At 69.8% G+C, this 16,903-nt stretch carries 14 protein-coding genes; 6 read left to right on the top strand and 8 right to left on the bottom strand.

The features are described 5' to 3' along the window. Positions 1 to 37: 37 nt before the first annotated feature. From KM427_RS18855 to KM427_RS18870, 4 genes are read right to left on the bottom strand one after another with little or no spacing between them, the layout of a single operon-like run. Positions 38 to 1,027 carry an oligopeptide/dipeptide ABC transporter ATP-binding protein gene (locus KM427_RS18855; protein WP_183593289.1) on the bottom strand — a complete coding sequence of 330 codons (990 nt, stop codon included), beginning with the start codon at positions 1,025 to 1,027 and terminating at the stop codon, positions 38 to 40. After that, on the bottom strand, positions 1,024 to 2,934 hold the full coding sequence (locus KM427_RS18860) for a dipeptide/oligopeptide/nickel ABC transporter permease/ATP-binding protein (protein ID WP_215524919.1): 1,911 nt from the start codon (positions 2,932 to 2,934) through the stop codon (positions 1,024 to 1,026). Before KM427_RS18860 ends, KM427_RS18855 begins: the two co-directional genes overlap by 4 nt. After that, positions 2,931 to 3,887 carry an ABC transporter permease gene (locus KM427_RS18865; RefSeq protein ID WP_215524920.1) on the bottom strand — a complete coding sequence of 319 codons (957 nt, stop codon included), beginning with the start codon at positions 3,885 to 3,887 and terminating at the stop codon, positions 2,931 to 2,933. Before KM427_RS18865 ends, KM427_RS18860 begins: the two co-directional genes overlap by 4 nt. Positions 3,888 to 3,892: 5 nt before the next feature. Beyond that, positions 3,893 to 5,386 carry an ABC transporter substrate-binding protein gene (locus tag KM427_RS18870; RefSeq protein WP_215524921.1) on the bottom strand — a complete coding sequence of 498 codons (1,494 nt, stop codon included), beginning with the start codon at positions 5,384 to 5,386 and terminating at the stop codon, positions 3,893 to 3,895. Positions 5,387 to 5,679: 293 nt separating this feature from the next. On the opposite strand from KM427_RS18870, the gene KM427_RS18875 reads away from it, so the two are divergent. Genes KM427_RS18875 through KM427_RS18890 form a run of 4 tightly spaced genes read left to right on the top strand, consistent with a single transcriptional unit; the run spans position 5,680 to position 8,760 of the window. Next, positions 5,680 to 6,387: an IclR family transcriptional regulator gene (locus tag KM427_RS18875; RefSeq protein WP_183593285.1), complete on the top strand. Its 708-nt coding sequence runs from the start codon at positions 5,680 to 5,682 to the stop codon at positions 6,385 to 6,387. Further along, positions 6,387 to 7,460, top strand: a complete 1,074-nt coding sequence (gene hisC, locus KM427_RS18880) for a histidinol-phosphate transaminase (RefSeq protein WP_215524922.1) — start codon at positions 6,387 to 6,389, stop codon at positions 7,458 to 7,460. The genes KM427_RS18875 and hisC overlap by 1 nt, the downstream gene beginning before the upstream one ends. 57 nt (positions 7,461 to 7,517) lie before the next feature. Beyond that, the gene (locus KM427_RS18885; protein WP_215524923.1) at positions 7,518 to 8,021 is read left to right on the top strand and encodes a hypothetical protein; all 504 of its coding nucleotides are present in this window, start codon (positions 7,518 to 7,520) and stop codon (positions 8,019 to 8,021) included. Then, on the top strand, positions 8,008 to 8,760 hold the full coding sequence (locus tag KM427_RS18890) for a YoaK family protein (RefSeq protein ID WP_215524924.1): 753 nt from the start codon (positions 8,008 to 8,010) through the stop codon (positions 8,758 to 8,760). Before KM427_RS18885 ends, KM427_RS18890 begins: the two co-directional genes overlap by 14 nt. Positions 8,761 to 8,917: 157 nt before the next feature. Here the strand turns inward: KM427_RS18890 and KM427_RS18895 are convergent, their stop codons facing one another. From KM427_RS18895 to KM427_RS18905, 3 genes are read right to left on the bottom strand one after another with little or no spacing between them, the layout of a single operon-like run. Then, positions 8,918 to 9,613, bottom strand: a complete 696-nt coding sequence (locus tag KM427_RS18895; RefSeq protein ID WP_215524925.1) for a hypothetical protein — start codon at positions 9,611 to 9,613, stop codon at positions 8,918 to 8,920. Continuing rightward, on the bottom strand, positions 9,610 to 9,966 hold the full coding sequence (locus KM427_RS18900; protein ID WP_215524926.1) for a PadR family transcriptional regulator: 357 nt from the start codon (positions 9,964 to 9,966) through the stop codon (positions 9,610 to 9,612). The genes KM427_RS18895 and KM427_RS18900 overlap by 4 nt, the downstream gene beginning before the upstream one ends. A 46-nt stretch (positions 9,967 to 10,012) precedes the next feature. Further along, positions 10,013 to 10,585, bottom strand: a complete 573-nt coding sequence (locus KM427_RS18905; protein WP_183593279.1) for a TetR/AcrR family transcriptional regulator — start codon at positions 10,583 to 10,585, stop codon at positions 10,013 to 10,015. 87 nt (positions 10,586 to 10,672) lie between these two features. Between KM427_RS18905 and KM427_RS18910 the strand changes: the two genes are divergently transcribed. Then, positions 10,673 to 12,376, top strand: a complete 1,704-nt coding sequence (locus KM427_RS18910) for a 3-ketosteroid-delta-1-dehydrogenase (RefSeq protein ID WP_215524927.1) — start codon at positions 10,673 to 10,675, stop codon at positions 12,374 to 12,376. A 68-nt stretch (positions 12,377 to 12,444) separates the two neighbouring features. On the opposite strand, the gene KM427_RS18915 is transcribed toward KM427_RS18910, so the two are convergent. Further along, positions 12,445 to 13,329, bottom strand: a complete 885-nt coding sequence (locus tag KM427_RS18915; RefSeq protein WP_215524928.1) for a universal stress protein — start codon at positions 13,327 to 13,329, stop codon at positions 12,445 to 12,447. Positions 13,330 to 13,855: 526 nt separating this feature from the next. Here KM427_RS18915 and KM427_RS18920 point away from each other — a divergent pair. Next, positions 13,856 to 16,816, top strand: coding sequence for a glycoside hydrolase family 3 C-terminal domain-containing protein (locus KM427_RS18920; RefSeq protein WP_215524929.1), 2,961 nt, complete (start codon positions 13,856 to 13,858; stop codon positions 16,814 to 16,816). The last annotated feature ends 87 nt before the right edge of the window (positions 16,817 to 16,903 follow it).

Here is a 16,903-nt window from a genome sequence, read left to right on the forward strand (position 1 = left end):
CAGGGTGATCGTGATGTCGTCGGCGAGATCGGCGGTGTCAGGCCGATGGAGAGGTGAGGGGGTGATGACAGGCGGTGAGGTGCCTGGTCTCCGGGTTCTGCACCAGACGCGGGAGATCGCGTTCGCAGGCGCCGATCGCCCGGGGACACCTCTCGAGGTAGGGGCACAAGGTGTGCGCCTGCTGCCGCGCCACGGGTACGGCGCGGCCGCTGGACCTGGCCTCACGCTCGGTGCTCGACAGGTCGAGCACCGAGTCCTGCAGCTCTCGGGTGTAGGGGTGGGTCGGCATCTCGGCGACTGCGTTCGATGTACCCGACTCCACGAGCTGTCCGCGGCACATCACGGCCGTTCGGTGCGCCATGTGCCGCACGACCGCGAGGTCGTGCGAGATGAGGAGATAGCTCACCCCCAGCTCGCGCTGGACCTTCTCGAGCATCTCGATCAGCTGGGCCTGGGAGATGACGTCGAGTGCACTCACGGGCTCGTCGAGAACGATCAGCCGGGGCTCGGCCGCAAGCGCGCGGGCCACGGCGATGCGCTGGCGCTGACCTCCCGAGAACCGGCTCGGCCTCTCCTTGGCCATCTCTGCCTCGAGGCCGACCACCTCCAGGAGTCGGGCCACCTCCGTCGCCACCTCCGCGCGCGAGCGCTTGCGTCGTCGCGCGAGCGGCTCACCGATCTGGGTCCCGATGCTCATGCCCGGAGTCAGCGAGCGGTACGGGTCCTGCCAGACGACCTGGGCCACCCACCGGTAGTCGAGCGGCACCCGGGTGCCGAACGCGCCCACGTCGAATCCGGCGACGCGGATGGTTCCCTCGGTGGGCCGGACGTTGCCGAGCACGCACTGGCCGATCGTGCTCTTGCCCGACCCGGACTCGCCGACCAGGCCGAGCGTCTCGGCGTGACCGATGGACAACGAGACTCCTCGGACCGCCCATACGTCGTTGCGGGCCCGGCCGAGGCGCAGGTCGGCGGATCGGTACCGCACGCCGACGTTCTCGATCTCGACCAGGTTCGGCGTCCTCATGGCAGGTCCCCCCGTCGCCCCTCGACAGCGAACACATCGCTCTCCAGCTGGGCCCTGAGGCACCGCGAAGCGTGTCCGTGCCGTTCGACGAAGGGCACCCTCCCCGCCGTACACGCGGCCGCCACGTGCGGACAGCGCTCGGCGAACCGACAGCCCGGCAGCTCGCGGGTGGGCCGAGGTACCGAGCCACTCAGTCCCTTGAGCTCCCGCTCACGCATCCTGTTCTGCGGCACGGCGGCGAGGAGGGCCTGGGTGTACGGGTGCTCGGGGTGGCCGAGGACCTCGGAGACAGCGCCGGACTCCACGATCTCACCGCTGTACATCACGTAGACGCGATCGGCGGCGTGCGCCACGACTCCCATGGAGTGCGTGATCAGCAGCAACGAGAAGTGCCGCGTCGCCCGCAGCCCCAGCAGCAGGTCGAGCACTCGGACCTGCACGGTGCTGTCGAGCGCGCTGGTGGGCTCATCGGCGATGATCACCGAGGGCTCACCGGCCAGGGCGGCCGCGATCATCACGCGCTGCGCGATCCCGCCGGACAGCTCATGCGGGTACTTCCGCAGGCACCCCTCCGGGTCGGCGATGCCCACCTCTCCGAGCAGGTCGACCGCACGCTGTCGCGCCTGCTCCCGCGTCAGCCCGCGCAGGACCACGCTCGGGAAGGTGAGATGCTTCTCGACCCGCCAGGTCGGGTTCATGGCTGAGATCGGGTTCTGGAAGATGACCCCCACGTCGGCAGATCGCAGTGAGCGCATCAGTCCCGGGCTGGCACCGACGAGGTCGTGGCCGTTCACCTGGACCTGGCCGGCGACGATCTCCGCCCCCGGCGGCAGGAGGCCCGCCGCAGACATGGCCGTCATCGTCTTCCCGGAGCCCGACTCTCCGACGAGGGCGACGACCTCGCCCCGCTCCAGGTGGATCGACACGTCACGGACCACCGCTCCCTCGTCCACCTGGATCGTGACCGACTCGATCACCAAGGACCTCGACCCGGAACTGACCTCGGGCAGGCGACTCAGGCGTCCTCGCGCGCCGTCCAGTAGCCGGCGGGGTGTCCCGGAGACCGCCAGGAGGTCCGAGATCCCGTCCGACGTCAGGTTCAGCAGCAGGATGATCGCCACCAGGACCAGCCCGGCGGGCAGCACCTGCCACGGCGCTTCGACCGCCGCCTCCTGCGCGTCACGCAGGAGGTTGCCCAGGCTGGGGTGGGGCGGTTGCACGCTGAGGCCGAAGTAGCTGAGCGTGGCCTGGAGCATGAAGCCGGCCCGAAGGATGACGGCCGTCTCCACGATCAGGGGACGGGCCAGCGTCGGCATGATGTGCCGACCGACGAGGCGTGCTCGCCCCACCCCGGACTGCCGCGCCGACATCACGAAGGGCTCGTTCTTGATGTTCAGCGTCTCGGTTCGAGCGATCCGCGCATAGATCAGCGAGAAGCTGAACCCGACACCCAACGCCGTGTTGACCAGGCCCTGGCCGAGCGAGGCCACCGCCACCATCACGACGACCAAGGTCGGGATCGACAAGAACGCGTCGACGACCCTCATGGTGACGCGGTCGAACCACGGGCCGCCCATGCCGATCAGCACCCCCAGCGGGACGCCGATCACGACAGCCACGACCACGGCGAGGAGGACCGCGTGGAAGTCCACCGAGATCGCCAGCAGCGTCCGCGCCAGCAGGTCCCGCCCGTACTGGTCGGTGCCCAACAGGTGGTCGCGACCAGGTGGGGCCAGCCGCTCCGTCAGGGACTGCTCGGTGGCCGACTCGGAGGAGATCGTGAACGTCGCTACCAGCCCGACGACGTAGATGAGGACGAGCAGCGCGGCACCGATCCTGATCTGCCGGCGAGTACGTCGTCGCCTGCCGCGGGGCGACGCGGCCGGACGGCCTGCCTGGCCCTTCACGAAGCGGCTCCCAGCCTCGGGTTGAGCGTCGCCTGGAGCACGTCGGCCACGAGGTTGGTGACCACGACGATGGCGCCATACACGATCACTCCGGCCATCAGGACGGGGATGTCCTGACTCAGCGCCGCTGAGAGCACCAAGCCGCCCATGCCCTGGATCGCGAAGACGCGTTCGACCACGATCGAGAGGCTGAGCATGGCGAGCATCTGCAGCGCGACGATCGCCACCACCGTGGTGAGCGCGTTCTTCAGGACTGCACCCCACATGATCGTTCTGCGCCCCAGCCCCGTCGAGACACTCCAGCGGACGTAGTCCTGCCCGAGCTGGGCGACGACCGCGCTGCGCGAGTGACGTCCCAGAGTTGCGGCAACCGGCAGCGCCAACGCGACACAGGGCAGCACGAGGGAACGCGCCCACTCTGTGGGGGACTCCCCGAACGGGACGTATCCCGTCGCCGGGAGCAGCGACCAGTGCAGGGCGAAGGCCGTGACCAGGAGGATGCCGAGCCAGAACTCGGGGACGGAGTGCCCGACGGTGAATCCGGTCGAGATCAGCCGGTCGGTCGCCCGACTCTGGTGCAGCGCGGCGAGCACCCCGAACCCGACGCCCACGAGAATCGCCAGCGCCATGGATCCGATCACGATCGAGAGCGTCGCCGGGAGCCTCGACAGCACCAGGTCGAGCACCGCCTGCGAGCTCGCCCACGAGGTGCCGAGGTCGCCCTGGACCGCACCCGCCAACCACCGCAGGTACTGCACCAGCAGCGGGTCGTCGAGCCCGAGCTTCTCGTGCAGCAGCTGGACGGACTCGGGCGAGGCGGTCGGACCGAGCAGGTAGGACTCCGGACGCCGGTCGATGAACGCCGTACCGAAGAAGGTCGCGGTCGCTGCGATCAACAGGACGGCCAGGCTGGAGCCCAGCCTCCCGATGACCAGGCGAGCGAGGTACACCATCGCCGCTAGCCCTTGGTTGTGGTGCGGGGGTCGGGCAGCGTCTGCGCCTGGGTCTCGAGCTCAGGATCGACCCCGTCCTGCATGGCCACCGGGGTGTACACCGTGAAGATGGGCTGGATGAAGGCGTTGGTCAGGATCAGCTCCTCCATGAGGTCGCCGTAGCCTGCCGCAGCCTCGGCACCTGTGGGATCGGCCAGTGCCATGACCTCCTCGGCGGCAGCATCGACGCCGTCCGCCGTGATACCGAACGGGTTGTACCGGCCAGTCGCGCCGCCGAACGCCGTGTGGATCTCCCACGGCGATCGAAGCCCCGATGCCACGATCAGGATGGGCGACTGCTTGTCAGCAACGGTGGCTGCGAAGGTCCCCGCGTCGGGGACCGGGGTGATCTCGAGCTCGATCCCGATCTCGGCCAACGAGCCCGCCACGGCCGCGGCGATGTTCTCGTTCGTGGACATCACGAAGATCTTGACGGTGAAGCCCTTCTCGTATCCGGCTTCGCGCATCAGGGACTTGGCCAGCTCGAGGTCATAGGTGACGCCCTCGTCGACCTCGGCGCTGTATCCGATGGAGCCCTCGGGGAAGATGGTCGAGGACGGGGAGCCGTAGCCGCCGAAGACGGCGTCCAGGAGGGCCTGGCGATCCAGCGCGAGGCCGATCGCCCGGCGCACCCGCACGTCACCGAGTGCCGGCACTACCTCGCCCGCCCGGTCGGCGATGTCGACTACGTAGACCATGCTTCCGGTGCTGCCGATCGGGAAGCCCTCCTTCTCCAACTGCACGGCCTGCAAGCCATCGGATCCGATCAGGTCGACCTGCTTGGCGCGCAGCGCGTTGCCGGCGGCGGTCCGATCCGCGATCACCTTCATCACGTAGGTGTCGACGACCTCGGCATCGGGATCCCAGTAACCGTCGTTCCTGACGAACGGGTAGGTGTCGCCGGGGCGGACCTTGTCGCTGTCGAGCACCCACGGCCCGCTGCCGACCGGCTCGTTCTTGAGCGCATCGGTGTCCTGCAACGCCTCGGGGCTCACCATCATCCCGGGGATGAAGGCCAGGTCCGAGACGATCGACGGAAGGGGTTCCTTCAGGTGGACGACGACCTGCGAGTCGTCCGCGACCTCGACCCTGTCGAAGGTGGCGAACACCGAGGTCCACGGGCCGGCTTTCTCGGCCATGCCGCGCTCGAAGTTCGCCTTCACGGCCTCGGCGTCGAACGGGGTGCCGTCGGAGAACTCCACCCCGGTGCGCAGGGTCAGCGTCATGGTGAGAGCCGCCGGGTCGTAGTCCCATCCGGTGGCCAGCCCGGGCTCGAACTCGTCCTGGCCCTTGCGCACGATCAGCGTGTCGTAGACCGGAAGCAGGAAGTCGGCGGTGAACGCAGGGTTGGCCAGCGGGTCGAAGCTCGCGAACCCGTAGCGGAATCCGACCGTGAGGGTCGAGTCGTCCCCCGCGCTGCCATCGCCGCTGCCGCACGCCCCCACGACCGAGGCCAGCAACAGGGCCGCTGCGGTCAGAGCGACCCGCCTCGCCGGGCGACGGAGGAAGGAGCCAGTGAAGCCTGACGTACTTGTCATGAAGGAACCTCGTGTTCGTATATGCGAATGCGAGTTGTAAATGCGAATGCCGCACTGTTGCATGTGATCCCGGTCGCTGTAAATAGGTTCGTATGACCGCAGTTGCCCGACGGGAACGGTTGACAGGAGCTGAGCGTGAAAGCTAATCTCCGGATATACGAACAGTGTCCGCAAATACGAGCAGGTGAATGTTGAGCAGATCAGTGGATCGGGCCATGGAGATCCTGTGGCTCCTGGCCGAGGTCGACGAGCCGAAGTCCTGCGCCGAGATCGCGACCGTGCTGGACCTGCCCAAGAGCACCGCGCACGGCATCCTGCGCTCGATGCTCAACCACGACTTCGTGGCGATGAACGACCACAGCCTCTATTCCGTCGGCCTCCGTGCCTTCGAGGTCGGCGCCGCCTACCGACGCAGCATCGACGCCGTGGCCGCGGTGACGCCGCAGCTCGAGACCCTGACCCAGAGCCTGGGACTCACGTCGCACTACGCGATCCTGGATGGGGACGACGCCGTCTACCTGTGCAAGCAGGACCCTCCGGGCCGAGGCATCCGGCTGGCCAGCTCGATCGGGGCCAGGCTGCCCGCTCGCCTCACCGCCGTGGGCAAGGCGTGCCTCGCGTGGCTTCCGGAGTCGCGGGTGGTCACACACGTCGGTGATACGACGGCGGCGGACCCCGCACTGCTCGACGAGCTGATGGCCGAGCTGGAGAAGGTGCGCGCGCGCGGCTACGCCAAGGACACCGGGATCGCTGCGGCCGGCGTGCACTGCGTGGCCGCCCCCGTGTTCCGGGGTACCGACGAGCCCATCGGCGCTATCGGCGCTAGCTTCCTGATGGGCAGCGACGTGGACTCCGCGGAGGTTGCCGAAGCGGTCATGACCGCAGCCCGTCAGGCGACCGTGCTGCTGAGCGGTCGGCGCTGATGACGCTGCGTCCCAGGCCGTGGCTCGACGCACTGGAGCCCTACGTTCCAGGCCAGACGGCCCCGCTCCTCGAGGGATCGATGGCCTCGAACGAGTCGCCCCTCCCGGTCAGCCGCGCCCTGCTGGAGGCCATTCAAGGGGCCGCTCGAACGATCCAGCGATACCCGGACCCCTTGGCCGACGAGGTGCGTCAGGAGCTGGCCCGACTCCACGGGGTCAGTCCGGACCAGATCTTGATCGGCAACGGCTCCGACGAGCTCATCTACCTCTTGGGTTGGGCCTACCTCGCGGGCGGCGGGAGCGTGGTCTGCGCGGATCCGGCGTACCGGATGAACACCGTGATCGGCACGATCGTGAACGCTCGCATCACCCAGGTTCCGCTGCGGGACTGGCACCACGACCTGGCAGCCATGGCACGGATCGAGGCGGACATCGCGTTCGTCGTCAATCCGCACAACCCCACCGGCACATTGCACTCCCGCGAGTCCCTCGTCCGCTTCATCGAGTCGTCGCGAGCGAAGCTGATCGTGGTCGACGAGGCCTACATCGACTTCTGCGACGACCCCGAGGGGACCACCGCGATCAGCCTGACCGGGTCGGGACGGGTGGCGGTGCTCCGCACCTTCTCCAAGGCGCACGGTATGGCGGGCCTCCGGATCGGGTATCTGCTGGCGTCCCCGGAGATCATTCGCACGCTCCGCACCATCAGGCCGCCATTCTCGGTCGGCACGCTCGCCCAGGCCGCGGCCGTCGCGTCGTTGCGTGATCGAACGCACTTCACCGAGATGCGCGACTACGTCTGTGCGAATCGCACGGCCCTCAGCGAGCTCCTGGCGGCCCACGGCTTCTCGGTCGTTCCTTCGCAGTCGAACTTCGTCCTGGCTGAGGTGCCGGCGGCCGACAGGCTGATCGAGCACCTGCGCCTCAGCGGTGTAGCAGTGCGACCAGGCGCCTCTCTGGGAGTTCCCGGCACGGTGCGCGTGAGCGTTCCGTCTCACGCCGGGCTCGAGCTGATCGCGGCAGCTCTCACCACCTGGGCCGCACAGATACCCGCGACAGCAGACCCGGCGTGAAGCTTCCGGGTCTTCCCCGGAGTGCCGTCCCGCGCACGCACGAAGGAGACGCAGCGCATGGCATTGGAACCTCGACGAACTCAGGCCGAGAAGCCGTCGGACTCCCCCTCGGCATCGATCCGTCTGCTGCCGGACTGGTACCGCAGCGGCCGGCTGGCGCTGACGGCCCATGACAACTGGGGGGATATTCCGATCCAGGCCCGCGACCTGGTGTCGACCGGCGACGAGACGTCCTTCGTCCTCGTCCTGTCCGGTGGTTCCTATGGCGGCTCCGTGCTGAGCGTGGGGACCGCCCTCGGCGTCAACAGACTGCCGGCAGCATGCGACGAAGGCTCCCGCGGTCGAGCCCCGGCAGAACCCTGGCTGCTGTCCCCCAACCAAGTGCCGTTCCTGCCCCACCCCGCACGGGCCTTGTTCGAAGCCACGGTGGTCGAGCACCGCCGCGACGGACCCGAGGTGCGCGTCACCTGCCATGTCGACTGCACGTGGGCCGAGACCGACACCGCCGCGTGGCCTACGTGCCGCCCCCGCCGGGACGGAGCCGCCCGTGCCCGGCAGTGACACCTTGGACCAGTCCGGCCGCCGAGAGCACACCACGGGCTTCAGGCGTCAGCTGCGCCGACAGGTCCTCGAGCATCGGCACCTCGACGTGAGTCTGATGATCACGCTCACGTTCGTGACCGGTCTCGTCGATGCGGTCGGCTTCCTCTCCTTCGACAAGGTCTTCACCGGCAACATGACGGGCAACCTGGTGATCCTCGGCATGGCCCTGGGCGGAGCGCCAGACCTTCCGGTGCTCGGCCCTACGATCGCGGTCTGCACCTTCGCGTTCGGTGCGATGCTCACGGGAGTGATGCTGCGCCGCCAACCACCCGGCTGGTCCGGACGCACCATCTGGATGCTGGCGACGTGCAGCGGCGCGCTACTGCTCGTCACCCTGACGGCATTGTTCGTCCCGCCGCACACCCAGGAGATGCAGCTCCTCGGCGCCGCGATCACCGCGGCCGTCATGGGCGCACAGGCCGGCGTGGCGCGCAAGGTCGCGGTCAAGGACATGACCACGGTCGTCGTCACCTCGACCCTCACCAGTCTGGCCAGTGAGGACCTGCTCCGAGCCGATCGGACGGCTCTGCTCAACCGTCGCGGTGGGGCGATCGTCACCATCGTGGCCGGGGCACTCACGGGCGCGCTGCTCCTGCGCCAGGAGCTCGCGCTTCCCCTGGCGTTGGCCTCGCTTCTGACGGCCCTCGTCGCCCTCACCGCCTGGTGGGCACACCCGCAGGCCGACCGGCGCTCCTGACCTCCGAGATGTCACGTCGCCGAGACCTGGCCGCACCGGTGACCGCGAGAGACTGGGCCGACGACCCACCCCGCCATGCGGACGCCATTCCGACGGGCGGCGACCTGGGCCGCTCCGTCAACCCGATCCAGGACTGCCCGCCGAGTGATCGATCCGCTCAACGAGCGGCCAGTCTTGCGACGGCGTGCATCACCGCCGCGCAGATCGCGACGACCACCAGGACCTCGAGCGTCATGGTCGAGGCCTGCGTGCTGTAGCCGCTCGCGCGGGCGATCGCCACGGCCGGGCCGACCGCGAGCGCACCGGCCGCCAGCAGACCGCCTCCCGCAGTGAGGGCCAGGCGCCGGGAGCTGCCGCTGTCGCGGTGGCCGAAGCCGACGAACACGGCACCTCCGGTCGCGGCCAACAGCCCAGCCAGTACGTGCAGGGTGAGCGCGATGAGACCCTCCTGCGCATAGCTGTCGGCGAAGGCGTCCATGAGCGTCAGACCGACCGGGTAGACGGTGAGCAGCGAGAGGAGGCCGCCGACCAGGGCGCCCGCGAAGGCGAGCATCACGAAGGCCCGCTGCGGCGAGACCTGGCGTGGGGGCGCGGGGCGCCGGGCGACCTCCATGTCGTACGGCGCCTGCGCGGTCGCCACGTCGTCGGCGAACCGCACCGGGTCAACCGCCAGGACCTCGCCGAGCGCTGCGCCGTCGAGGCGGGCCTGAGCGAGATCGACGACGAGGTCGCGCCGCCACCGGACCCGCTCCGCCTCTGCCACGCCCAGAGCACGCCACCGGCCCTCGACCCGGTCGACCCAGGCGGTCAGCCGCGGGTGCCAGCCCGCCGACCCGCTCGCCGCGCGGCTCATGGGGTGCCGTCCAGCTCGGCGAGCACTCGCTCGGCCGCGGCCGAGGTCGCCGCCCAGCGGTCGCGCCAGTCGCGGAGCGCCGCCTCGCCCGCGGTCGTCACCCGGAGCACCTTGCGCGGTGGGCCGGCCGGACTGGGCTCGGACTCCTGCACGACCAGGCCCTGCTTCCGCAGCCGCGTCACCAGCGGATAGACGGTGCCGTAGCCGATCGACCCGAACCCGTGCGAGCGCAGCCGGTCGACCACGTCGTACGCGTGCGTGGGTGCGGCCGCAAGCGTCGCGAGCACGCACATCTCGAGCACGCCGCGCACCAGGTGTCCGTCGCGCTGCGCCACCACCTCGTCCACTACCATGCGACGCATAGTAGTTCCGCGCGGCCGCCGCCGCCAGGCCTGCACCTCACAGGCGAGCGAGGACCAACCGCTCCCCCGCGTCCAGCACGGCCGCACGCACCTCGGCATCGGCGAAGTCGGCACCACCCGGGTCGATCGCCGGCCCCAGACAGGCGCCGAGGAAGCAGGCGACCGCCAGCCGGGTGGCCATGTCGGGGTCCGCGCCGCCCAGCGCACGGCGTACCCGGTCGAAGAGCTCCGCGAGCTCGGGGTCCGACTCCAGCAGCCGCGTCGCGGTCGGGTCCGCCATCATCACCTGGTAGCCGAGGCGGTTGGTGACCAGGCACTCCGCCATGCCGGCGACGACCGTGCCGGCCCGGGCCCGCTGGTCGGCGTGGCTCTCGGCCAGCCGCACCGCCGCGGCGAGCTGGTCCAGGCCCGGCCGTAGCGCCGTGATCACGATGTCGGCCTTGGTCCGGAAGTGGTGGTACACGGCGGCCTTCGTGACCCCGAGCCGGTCGGCGATCATCTGCAGCGACGTCGCGCCGATGCCGCGTTCGGCGAAGAGCTCGAGCGCGGCCGTGAGCACTCCGTCGCGACCCGGCGCGCGACCGGGAGCGGCGGGCTTGGTGGTGACCATCCGCCTAGCCTAGCGGTCAGGGAATACTAGCCGAACGGCTAGCATTGAACCGAGCACTACGTCGCCCGTCGAGAAAGGACCCGTGTCATGAGTGCGCAGCAGCCCTCCGATCCCCGCCGAGTCGAGGACACCACCGTCGACCTGCTGGTGATCGGATCCGGCACCGGCATGGCGACCGCGCTGGCCGCCCACGAGCGCGGCCTGAAGGTCGCCATCGCCGAGAAGACCGTCCACGTCGGCGGCTCGACGGCCCGCTCCGGCGGAGCCTTCTGGATTCCCGCCAACCCGGTGCTGGAGCGCGACGGCGCGATCGACTCCGAGGAGCGCGGCGCCGAGTACGTCGAGGCCGTGGTCGCCGGCTCCAGCCCGCGCGAGCGCTGGCAGCCCTTCATCGACAACGGCGCCGAGACCGTCCGGATGCTCGAGCGCACCACGCCGCTGAAGCTGTTCTGGGCCAAGGGCTACTCCGACTACCACCCCGAGAAGCCGGGCGGCAGCGCCGCCGGCCGCTCCGTGGAGTCGCGGGCGTTCAACCTGGGCAGGCTGGGCAAGGAGCGCAGCCGCTTCCAGCCGGCCACCATGGAGGCGCCGCTGCCGATGCCGATCACCGGCGCCGACTACAAGTGGCTCAACCTGATGGCGAAGAAGCCCGGCAAGGGTCTCCCGAAGGCGATCAGGCGTGTGCTGCAGGGCGCGGGCGGCAAGGTCATCGGTCGCGAGCACGTCGCCGGTGGCCAGGCGATCGCCGGTGGCATGTACGCCGGGCTCATCGAGGCCGGCGTACCGATCTGGACCGAGACCGCACTGACCCGCCTCGTCGTCGAGGACGGCCGGGTGACCGGCGCCGTACTCACCCAGCGAGGCCGCGAGGTCACCGTGACCGCACGCCTCGGCGTGGTGCTGGCCGCCGGCGGCTTCGACCACGACATGGCGATGCGGCAGCAGTACCAGTCGCCCTCGCTGGTGGAGGACCTGAGCCTCGGCGCCGTCGGCAACACCGGCGAGGTGATCCGGATCGCCCAGGAGAGTGGCGCGGCGATCGACAACATGGAGCAGTCGTGGTGGTTCCCGGCCGTGCACCCGGTCGCCGCCGGCGCGATGCCCTCGATCCTGCTGGCCGAGCGGTCCCTGCCCGGCTCCTTCATGATCGACTCCCACGGCGAGCGCTTCATCAACGAGTCCACCGACTACATGACCTTCGGCCAGACCGTGCTCCGGCGCGAGCGCGACGGCGACCCGATCGGCGAGATGTGGCTGGTCTTCGACCAGACCTACCGCAACAGCTACGTCTTCGCGGGCGACTCCTTCCCGCGGATGCCACTCCCGAAGGAGTGGTACGAGGCGGGCATCGCCCACCAGGCCGCCACCCCCGCCGAGCTCGCCCGCGCGATGGGCGTCCCGGAGTCCGCGTTCGAGACGACCGTCGCCCGCTTCAACGCGAACGCCGGCGCCGGCACCGACGAGGACTTCGGCCGGGGCAACTCGGCGTACGACCGCTACTACGGCGACCCCACTGTCGTACCCAACCCCAACCTGCGTCCCCTCGACGGCCGCACCTACTACGCCGTCAAGGTCGTGCTCTCCGACCTCGGCACCTGCGGCGGCCTGGTCGCCGACGGCCGCGGCCGGGTGCTCACCGAGGCCGGCGAGCCGATCGAGGGCCTCTACGCCCAGGGCAACACCGCCGCCAACGTGTTCGGCGCCGTCTACCCCGGCGCCGGCGCCACCATCGGCCAGGGACTGGTGTTCGGCTACATCATCGCCTCCGACGCCGCCGAGCGAGCGGCGTGACGCGGGGCGGCGGCCGGCACTACGGCCGCCGCCTTACCCGACGCTAGAAGAGCTTCCGGTGATGGCCACTAGTCGCCACGGTGATCGACGACGGCGACCGGGCGGTCGGCATCGTGGAGGACCTGCCGGCTGACCGAGCCCATGAGGACTCGGCGGACGATCCCCTTGCCGTGCGTGCCGACCACGACCAGCTGCGCGTCGCCGGCATGGGCCAGGATCGCCTCGGCGGGCGGGCCCTCCACGACGACCTCGGCCACGCCGACGGACGCGGGATCGGCCCACCGCGCCTCCTCGGCTGCGCGCGTGATCGTCTCGGCGGCCTGCGCCTCCGCCTCCTTGCGGATCCGCTCGGTGAGCTCCGCGTCGATCCGGTAGACCTGGGACAGGAAGTCGTACGCCGCGACGGCTCTCACCGTGGTCCTGCGCAGCGCCGCCTCGCCGAGTGCGTAGCGGAGCGCGCTGGTGCCGAACTCCGATCCGTCGACACCCACGACGATCGGCCCCCTCGTCGGGAGCTCCCCGTCGCCCACGACGACCACCGGGCACTTCGCCTCGACCGTCAGCCGGTTGCTCACCGAGCCCAGCAGGGCGCTTGCGGCACGGCCCAGGCCACGGCGCCCGACCACCACGACGTCCGCGCCCTCCGAGGCGGTCGCCAGAAGGTTCGCGGCGTGCCCCCGCGCGGGGGTGAGAGTGCAGGCCAGCTCGGGAGCCAGCTCGCGCACCCGCGTCACCGCGGCCTCCAGCACCTGCTGGGAGTGCTCGGCGTACCAGTCGATCGGCTGGGAGTCGGCGAGAGCGTGGTAGCTGTAGAAGTCGAGGGCGGGAGCCACGCTGTAGGCGCTGATGAGCTCCAGCTGCTCTCCGCCGAGGCGGGCACGAGCCACCGCCCACTCGAGCGCGTTCCCGCTGTGTTGCGAGCCGTCGATGCCAACGACGATCCGACCGGTCATGGGTCTCCTCCAGTGTCAACCGTGATCGCGGACGTGGCGGGAAGGTGCCCCCGGTGCCGTTCGGCCCCGCGGCACCTCCTGCCGTTGGTCTCGATATTCCTCCTCCAGGGCCGCAGATGGCGAGGGTTCCTCGTCGTCGGCCGGTACGACGTGGGTCGGCACGCGCCGCCCGCCGCCGGAGTGCAGCCGAAGATGCAGCTCACTCGGAGATGCTGTGGATCCAGATGTGGGTCCTCTCGCCGCGATGGCCAGCGTCTCCGCGGCCGCATCATCAGTGCACAAACGGGTGTTGCGCTCGAACGGGACGAGTGACAGCGTCGGTAGGCAGCACCTCACGACGCCGGCAATCTCGGTGCCTGTACCTCTAGTCGTCGTACTGGGATCCACTCGCAGATCCCGGGTTCTCGGGGAGGGAACTCCGACATCTGGCGGCGGCCATGCGTGGCTTCGGGCTGCCCGCCGTCTCTATCGGTCGGGCGTGCCCCGGAGGGGCTCGCTCCTGTCCTGAATCAGGAGCAACTCGCAGATGAAGACCTGGAAGATCGCCAGCGTCTCGCTGGCCACCGCGGTGACAGCGGCACTGTTCCTCGCCACGCCGATACCTACGGCAACCAGCCAGGCGGCTCCGCTGCCGTGGATGGACACCAGCAAGACCGCCGAGCAACGCGCGGACCTCCTCATCAGCGCCATGACGCTGGACCAGAAGATCGAGCAGATCGCCAACAGACCGGTCTACAACGCCGACCTGGACGACGGCGACCCGGACAACGGCGAGGGCTGCGACTTCACCGAGGTGGGCCGCCACATCGAAGGAATCCCCGAGCTGCAGATCCCGGACTTCCGGCAGGCCAACGGTGGCACCGGCATCCGCGGCGGCGACTGCTCGCCCGAGCCGACCGCGACCGCCCTGCCCGCCCAGGTCGCGTCGGCTGCGACGTTCAACCGCAGGCTGAACTACGAATGGGGCCAGCTTCTCGACCAGGAGATGCGGGCGTGGGGCCACCACGTCCTGTGGGGCCCGGGCATGAACCTGATCCGCACGCCCTACGGCGGCCGCAACCAGGAGTACTTCAGCGAGGACCCCTACCTGACCGGCGCCCTGGCCTCGCAGATCGTGGACGGCATCCAGGCGCGCCGGATCAGCCAGGCCACCATCAAGCACTTCGTCGCCAACGACTCCGAGTACCAGTTCGAGCGGTGGACCTCGGCCAACCGGGTGCCACCGCGTGCCATGCACGAGCTCTACCTGCTCCCGTTCGAGATGGCGGTCAAGGATGCCGACCCCGCCTCGATCATGTGCGCCTACCCGCACGTCAACTTCAGCTACAACTGCGACAGCTCTCCCCTGCTGCAGCAGACCCTGCGCCAGAGCTGGGGCTTCGACGGCTACGTGTTCTCCGACCGGCGGGCCCAGCAGTCCACGGTTCCCTCGGTCCTCGCCGGCGTCGACGTGGAGCTCGACGAGCAGCCCGAGTGGTACACGCCCGAACGGATCAAGGCCGCGATCAACTCCGGTGAGATCACCGAGGGACACATCGACGACCTGCTGCGCGAGCGCTACGTGAAGATGTTCGAGTTCGGCGACTTCGACGACCCCTACGACGCCTTCCAGTGGGACACGATCAGCTTCAGTCCCGAGGCTACCCACGCCCAGCTCGCCAAGCAGGCCGCGGCCGAGTCCCTGGTGCTGCTGCGCAACGACCGCAACATCCTGCCACTCAACGCCCAGGCCGTGAGCTCGATCGCGCTGATCGGACCCAGTTGGTTCGCCGGCGAGGCGACCCTGCCACCCCGCAGCGGCGATCGCTTCGACAACATCGGCGTCGTCGAGCCGTACCAGGTGACCCCGGAGCAGGGACTCCACAACGCCCTCGACTCCCTCGGCAGCGACGCGACCGTCACCTACAACGACGGTGACGACATCAGCTCTGCCGAGCAGCTCGCCGCGGACTCCGACGTCACGATCCTGATGGTCGGCGACGTCGCCCGCGAGACGTGGGACAAGAACGGCAACGTCGACCAGGAGAACCCCAGCGGCAGCGTCGCCGGCGCTCCCAACGAGGTCGCGGACCTCGATCTGCCGTCCGTCACCGGCACCAACCAGCAGCTGCTGATTCCTCGCATCCTCGCCGCGAACCCGAACACGATCGTGGTCATGAAGACCGAGGGGCAGGTCAACATGCCGTGGATCAACGACGTCCACACCATGGTGCAGGCCTGGTACCCCGGACAGGAGGACGGCAACGTGGTCGCCGACGCGCTCTTCGGCCGCACGAACTTCTCCGGCAAGCTCCCCCTCACCATCGGCCGCACCGACCGCGAGGCCGCCTACCAGACACCCGCGCAGTACCCGGGCTTCGAGGAGCAGACCGGCACCCCCGGTGGCTACGGCCGTGACCCGATCCCCGGTCAGCCCCAACGGGTCGTGCGCTACAACGAGGACCTCACGATGGGATATCGCTGGTACGAGGCCACCGGCACGCAGCCGCTCTTCCCCTTCGGCTTCGGTCTCTCCTACACGACCTTCGCCTACAGCGACCTGCAGGTCTCGCCGATCGGCGGCGACCACGGGCACGGCGGGCTGAAGGTCGACTACACCATCACCAACACGGGGAGTCGCCCGGGCAAGGAGGCCTCGCAGGTCTACCTGACGCTGCCATCCGTCGCCGCCGAGCCATCCCGGCGCCTGGTCGGCTTCGACAAGGTCGATCTCGCACCCGGCCAGAGCAAGCGGGTCTCGGTGATCATCGACGCCGATGCGTCCAACCACCCCTTCTCCTACTGGGTGCCCGCCACCACCACCGACCTGACCAAGTGGGCCGACGGCGACTGGGCGACCGCCAACGGCCCCTACACCGTGCACGTCGGCGGCTCCTCCGCGAGCACGCCCCTGAACCAAGCGGTGCGACTCACGTTCCAGAACACCGCGCCCACGGCCCGGGATGTCACCGCCACGGTCGAGCGGGGCAGCTCGGTCGCGATCGGGCTCGATGCCGCCGACCCCGACGGCGACGCGCTCAGCTACACCTACTCCGGCTACGACGGCCACACCGTCACGCCGATCGGCGACGGATCGGCGATCCGGTTCATGCCGCGCGCCGGATTCACCGGCGCGACGTCGTTCACCTACACGGTGTCCGACGGTCATGGCGGCACGGCGTCCGCGACCGTGCGGGTCGCCGTGACCCAGGGCGAGAAGAGCACCTCGAAGATCCGCGACGTCAAGGTCCGGCCCAAGCGGCTCACCACCGACGACCGCGCGCGCGTGACCTTCCAGGTCCGCTCGGGCGGCGCACCCGCCGAGGGAACGTTCACCGTCCGCGAAGGCCGGAGGACGCTCGGTGGCGGCACGCTCGACGACCGCGGGCGAGGCGCGGACCGGATCAGGCGTCTCGACGCGGGCCGCCACCACCTCAAGATCGTCTATGCCGGTTCCGCCGACTCCGAGCGGGCCGCCAAGACGGTCACGGTCCGCGTCAGGAGGTGACCCACGGCGCCGGTCTGCGCCCACACCAAAGGGGGCGCAGACCGGCGACCACGCACCAGACGGGGTGGCCGCGCTCGGGCCACGCCG

The organism is Nocardioides sp. LMS-CY, assembly GCF_018732145.1.
In the GTDB taxonomy this organism is placed as follows: Bacteria; Actinomycetota; Actinomycetes; order Propionibacteriales; family Nocardioidaceae; genus Nocardioides; species Nocardioides soli.